This is a genomic window from Cellvibrio sp. OA-2007 (assembly GCF_000953825.1).
Taxonomy (GTDB): Bacteria; Pseudomonadota; Gammaproteobacteria; order Pseudomonadales; family Cellvibrionaceae; genus Cellvibrio.
Map to the genome: position 1 here is coordinate 1 of NZ_BBUL01000057.1, position 5,868 is coordinate 5,868.

7 protein-coding genes are annotated in these 5,868 nt (G+C 43.6%); 3 read left to right on the forward strand and 4 right to left on the reverse strand.

Annotation, left to right across the window (positions count from 1 at the left end; all coding sequences use genetic code 11):
- Window positions 1-34: 34 nt before the first annotated feature.
- Entirely contained in the window at window positions 35-523 is a 489-nt protein-coding gene (locus AWU77_RS02455; protein ID WP_062058731.1) for a hypothetical protein, read from the reverse strand.
- 541 nt (window positions 524-1,064) lie between these two features.
- Between AWU77_RS02455 and AWU77_RS02460 the strand changes: the two genes are divergently transcribed.
- Complete coding sequence (locus AWU77_RS02460; RefSeq protein ID WP_062058735.1) at window positions 1,065-2,309, forward strand: site-specific integrase; 1,245 nt, start codon at window positions 1,065-1,067, stop codon at window positions 2,307-2,309.
- Window positions 2,310-2,355: 46 nt separating this feature from the next.
- Here AWU77_RS02460 and AWU77_RS02465 read toward each other — a convergent pair whose 3' ends face one another.
- Genes AWU77_RS02465 through yafN form a run of 3 tightly spaced genes read right to left on the reverse strand, consistent with a single transcriptional unit; the run spans window position 2,356 to window position 3,600 of the window.
- Entirely contained in the window at window positions 2,356-2,868 is a 513-nt protein-coding gene (locus AWU77_RS02465) for a GIY-YIG nuclease family protein (RefSeq protein ID WP_062058738.1), read from the reverse strand.
- Between the two features lie 40 nt (window positions 2,869-2,908).
- The gene (locus AWU77_RS02470; protein WP_062058741.1) at window positions 2,909-3,310 is read right to left on the reverse strand and encodes a type II toxin-antitoxin system YafO family toxin; all 402 of its coding nucleotides are present in this window, start codon (window positions 3,308-3,310) and stop codon (window positions 2,909-2,911) included.
- On the reverse strand, window positions 3,307-3,600 hold the full coding sequence (yafN, locus tag AWU77_RS02475; protein WP_062058746.1) for a type I toxin-antitoxin system antitoxin YafN: 294 nt from the start codon (window positions 3,598-3,600) through the stop codon (window positions 3,307-3,309). Before yafN ends, AWU77_RS02470 begins: the two co-directional genes overlap by 4 nt.
- Window positions 3,601-4,041: 441 nt before the next feature.
- On the opposite strand from yafN, the gene AWU77_RS02480 reads away from it, so the two are divergent.
- On the forward strand, window positions 4,042-4,266 hold the full coding sequence (locus tag AWU77_RS02480) for an AlpA family transcriptional regulator (protein ID WP_062058749.1): 225 nt from the start codon (window positions 4,042-4,044) through the stop codon (window positions 4,264-4,266).
- 11 nt (window positions 4,267-4,277) lie between these two features.
- On the forward strand, window positions 4,278-5,868 hold a 1,591-nt coding region (locus AWU77_RS02485; RefSeq protein ID WP_152625238.1), incomplete at its 3' end, for a replication endonuclease.

Sequence of the window (5,868 nt, forward strand, 5' to 3'; positions counted from 1 at the left end):
CATGGATCACCTCTGGAGTAAGTTTACTCAGTTTCTAAGGTGTCCGATATTCGCGGTAGGGATCAGAAATATGGACAGAAGAAAGTCCTGTTAAACTTTCCAGCAAATGATCATAATTAAGCGTGCAAATAGGGATATCGTGGGAACTGAGAATTCGGACAGCATCTCCCAATTCAGTATTAGAAATTTCGGTATTACTAAATAACTCTTGCAACCAGCGTGCATAAACAACATCGGAAGGCGCACCAAGTTTTCGCCCCAAAAATTCAGCCACACCCAGTAAATCATCGATATCGGTAGAAGCTATGTGCTCCCTCCAACGCTCTGCCTGAGATTCAGATATTAATCCTTTGATAACTCCGTAAGTTAAACCATTATCAATGAGCTCTTTCCATGAAGGAAATCTACCATTAGTTAGTCCTTTGCTTAAACCAGCACCGACAACAACAATTAGATTATTTTGTTTCGCTGCTGTAATTATTTTTTGAATCGCACCAGCATTAACTGTAGTTTTTTTACTCACAACAATGTCCCTTATTATTGATAGAAAATTCGAATCTAGTAATCAGACATGATTAGCTCAACCATAACCCGAGCTTAACAAAAAAAAGCATTTAAGCAATTACGGCACATAACTTCCCAAAACAAAAAACCCGCTTATCTTGCGATACGCGGGTTTTTAATTTAGTGGAGCTGAATGTGCTCCGCCCCATGATCCTGCCAATCCATAGACTCAGCTTATGCCTCCCGACCGCGGGATGCACTCGCTGTACAAAACGCAAATAAACAAAAAGGCCGATCATTTTTCAATGATCGGCCTTTTTGTTTATTTGGTGGAGCTTAGCGGGATCGAACCGCTGACCTCAACACTGCCAGAGCCAAAAAGCAATATTTTGGGGTGAACAACCATGAACGACAAACCACAAAAATGAACAATATATTTATTATAAATCAACAACTTATAAATTCATGTTTGTTCACCATCAATCATTAGCTTTTCTTGTTATTCAATAAATTTGGACTTAATATGGACTTAAATTTTAATTTAAGTCCAAGAGGGACTCATGCAAGCCAAGCTTTCTACTTCCAGCGTTAAGGGTTTTGATGCTCAAGAAAAAGCCTATGAGGTGGTCGATTCCGAGATAAAGGGTTTCCTGATGCGAGTCCAGCCAACTGGCCGCAAAACCTTCTATTTCACCTATCGCACTCAAGCTGGGATAAGAAAGCGAATCAAGATCGGTGTATTGGGTTCCAACCTGACGTTGGCGCAGGCCAGAGATCAGGCATTGAGTTATGCCGCGCAGGTATCCAGCGGCACAGATATACAGGGCGAGAAAGTCACCAACCGCAAAATAGCCAAAGAAAAATTAAGTCATACGCTAGATGCTTTCCTGACAACTCACTATCACCCTTGGGCGCTGACCAATCACAAAAGCGGCCAGCAAACTATCGACACCATAAGAAGCTCATTCCCTGACCTACTTCCACTCCCCCTTTCAGAAATCACCCTGAAACAAATAGAGCGACTACGTACTGAAAAAATTATGGGAGGGCTTAAAGCCTCGACTGTAAATAGGAAAATAAATGCACTAAGAGGTGCGATTTCACGAGCACTAGATTGGGGGATTTTAGAAACTCATCCACTAGCCAAACTTAAAGCCTTAAAAATGGATGCTGGTGTCAAAGCGCGATACCTAAGCGAAGGTGAAGAGCAGCGTCTTTTCAAAGCTCTCTCACAAAGGGATGAAGATATTAAAGCCGCCTGCGCCAGAGGCAATCAATTCCGGCAAGAGCGCGGCTATGAATTAATGACTGACCTCTATCAATTTACCTACGCCGACCGCATGACACCCATGATTATTCTCTCCTTGAAAACAGGCATGAGACGCGGTGAGCTATTTGATTTACGCTGGGATGATATTGACCTCACCAATCGAGTTTTGACTATCCGAGGCGAGATAGCCAAATCCTCCAAAACACGCCATATTCCACTAAGCCCGATAGCATTTGAAACCATTACCAACTGGCAAAAACAGGCACCCACTCCAAACGGGCGAGTATTTCCATCTGATGATGGCGACCGATTGGATAATGTGAAAAACTCTTGGACAAGTATTTTAGAAGCCGCCACAATTGAAATCTTTCGCTGGCATGACATGCGCCATGATTTTGCATCAAAGCTGGTAATGAAAGGAGTACCGCTAAATACGGTTAGGGAGCTATGTGGACACGCGGATTTAAATACTACGCTTCGCTATGCTCACCTTGCACCAGATCATAAAGCAGATGCAGTCGCATTAATTGGATAATTCAAAAGTTCACTTCGAAATGACGCTTTAAAAACTTTTCAGAAAGCTAGTGTGTCTCAAAGGTATTCCACTCTTCCGTGTCATATTTCATAGCACAAAAAGGCTCAAAAACATAAAGCGCAAGCGGATTAGCAATATTTACATAAGCCACATTGAGGCCTCTTAAATATAACTGTGCAGCATTGAACTCTTTCTTAAACTCTTCAGATTCCATTGCTTCAGATCTGGTTTTACTGTGATTCATATTCTTTGATGCAATTCTATATGCAAGACTTGCATCAAAATGTGTTGTACCACGTACGTGCTGCCGCAATCTTTGAATGACAGATCTAGAAATACCAACATAAATTGGCTTTGTTTTTTCTAATAGAACATATAAACCAGAAAAATCCTCAGTTAATCCAAGTTTTTTTACGATGGAAACAACTCCAACACCTTTAATTGCAAATTCTGACATAGCAATCGGAGATTCGAGTAACTTTTCGAGCTCAGACACATACTTTTTGAAATCAACATTAACTAAATTATTGAAATCATGTTCATACTGATTAATTGGCATAAGTTTCCTTGCTCTAACAGATAAAGAAAAAAGCAAAAAATTAAAACTGCATCCTAAAATTTTCAGCCATTTTCGCAAGATCCAGCATCATCTGATTTTTACGCGCTTGCGCGTGGGCGTCAGGTGACAAGATAGCGATTAGCAAAAAACAATTTGGGGTTTGGTAGGCGGGGCAATAGACCAGATGGTCGTCGCTGGTTTTGTCATCCTGCTTTTTGCAGTGGGCAGGCCAGCTAGATTCACCATCTAACAAATGGATATGCCAAAGCTCTTCGGCTTTAACCGAAGGCAAAGTATTGGGATGATTGTAGGGAACATCGCGACCAAACAGGTCAGGCAAAACGCCATTAGCCTTGTAATGGCGAAAGTCATCTTCCAGGCAATTCAACTCTTCTGGATCAAGCTGCCTTCTGATTAACTCGGTTTTAAATATCCTAATCACTCAGAAAAGCGCCCCAATTCGTCAAGCGAAGTATTGGCAAGCAACTCATTACCTTCTGCCACTATTGCATCCAAGCGCGCGCGGGATGGACGAAAACGGCTGCGCCCTTCTGGGTATGCCTGTTCGATCATCTTAACCATGTGCTGGTAAACCTCGGCAGGCACTATATAGCCCGCAGTCCGGTTATTGGATAAAACAGCCACAGGCTCACTTTTAAAGTAGCTGGCAGGGCTTTTGCGCAGATCGGTGATGGATACGGTCTGTTCGGCATAGATTGGGCTGGTATTCATAGAACCCCCATAAAGTACATAATTTTGTACATCATAGTGTACACAAATAAACCATTCAAGTTCTGGAATTAATACAAGTACCTAAGGCCAGACCATGAAGAGGCTATTTGCCACCGCTAGCTAACAACCCCATCAGCCCCGAACGCGCCCTGCTCTTACCCAAAAGCACTCAAATTCACCCAAACCGTGAATTTATTTACCATTATTCATAATTATTTTCACCGTCCTAAAAATCAAGCGAACTTAGAGCGAACTCATCCCAAAAGTTAAGCGAACTTTGACCAAACTCATCCTAAATTTAAGCCAAAAATAGAGAAAGCATCGCTTAAAACAGGGATTTTGTTCGCTTAAATTTAAGCGAACTCCCAAAAGTCGTACTTGACGAGTTAAGCGAAACGGGATGTAAAGTCCGTATCCAGTGATAACAACTGGAAGCAAAACATGAACAACCAAATACAACCAAAAGCACTTACTGAGATTGAAGCCTCGCAATACATTTGCATGAGCCGGTCTTTTTTGGCTCAAGCACGTATGGACGGCAACCGCGATAACCGCACCCCAGCCCCACCCTTTATCAAGATCGGTCGATCAGTTCGCTACCTGCGCGAAGATTTGGATCGCTGGCTTGATGCTTTCATGAAGCTAGAACACCTCGGGCAGCATTAAGAGGCTGCCCTATGTCACTTTGGACAGATGAAGCCTTAACCATCACGGAAGGCTACGGTACTCATGAATGCCGTTTATTTCGAGCCAAGATCTTTGACGCTCACTCATTCCTTTGCCTGACTCTGGCAAAGAAGTACGTGCGCACAGCGAAAGCAAAAGACTATGTAGCAGCCAATGATGAATTACGTCGCTATAGCGAGCGATTGGTTTTAGGTGCAAGATTCCAAGGCATCTACATAGATTCACCCGATGAAGATGTTAAGCGCTTTGCCGAGCAACGTTCGCTTAATATGACCGGCTTATCCACTAGTTACTTAAAACAATTTGGCTTACGCAAAGCGGCGCTTCTGGTTCAAGTTCGCTTGAAATCATATGGGTTTGGCTTACCCATAAAAGATATTGAGCAGACAAAAGATGAGGACATACTGGCGGCTATTGCACGCGTTTCTGATTCTGCATGGTGGCGGCGAGAAATCAGAAATTTACAAGACCGAACTCTTGAAAGCCTTTTTATTGAATTAGGTCTAGTTAACCGAATAGCCGGTATCTACGCCAGCACCTTTAGCGTTACTCGCAAGTGGCAACAATGGCTACGCAATGACGCGATATTAGCTTCGCTTGAAGCCGAGAATGATTTAGGGCAGGTATTCAATTTATTGGATCTAGCCAAGCGTGGCGTCTCCAATTTGGTTAACCGCCGCAACGAGTTAATGACTCGCATAGCTGGCTTGGAAGGCTATGCAAAAGAACAAGGTCATACCGCCGTGTTCTACACCCTGACAGCACCATCCAAGTATCACGCTTACCACTCAAAACCCTGTAGGCCAAACCCCAAGTACAACAACGCCACCCCCGCCGAGACCCACGCTTATTTCAACAAGATTTGGGCGCGTATTCGTGCCGCATTCAAACACGAAGAAATTAAACCTTATGGCATTCGTGTAGTAGAACCTCACCATGACGGCACACCACATTGGCACATGCTGTTTTTCATGGTTCCCAATCAAGTTGAGCGAGCCACTCAGATTATTAAACGTTATGCGCTTACAGAAGACAGCCAAGAAGCCGGTGCAGAATTACGCCGATTAAAAGTGGAACACATAGATCCCAACAAAGGCTCCGCTATCGGATACGTTGCTAAGTACATTGCGAAAAATATCGATGGCGAGCATGTAGGCGCAGACCTTTACGGTCATGACGCTATTGATAGTGCAATTCGCATTAGAGCTTGGGCTTCTATTTGGAATATCCGCCAATTCCAGTTTATCGGCAGCCCTAGCGTAACCGTCTGGCGCGAAGCCCGCCGCTTTGCCACATCAGAAACCGCTCACGAAACTCTAGAACGTATTGGCAGCGAACAGCTAAGCGCAATTATCGACGCTTGCGATAAAGGTGACTTTAAAGCCTTTATTGAATTATCCGGCGGCGCAACTGTGCCACTAAAAGACCAGCCATTACGCGCTTTACACGTTGCAAAAGAAACCCCCAATAAATACGGCGAAGCGATTAAGAAATTAATCGGCCTGTGCTTTAAGGGAGTTGAAACGATTATGATCCCCTCCGCCAACTTCGGACAGTTCACTAACATACATTTCTTGCCTC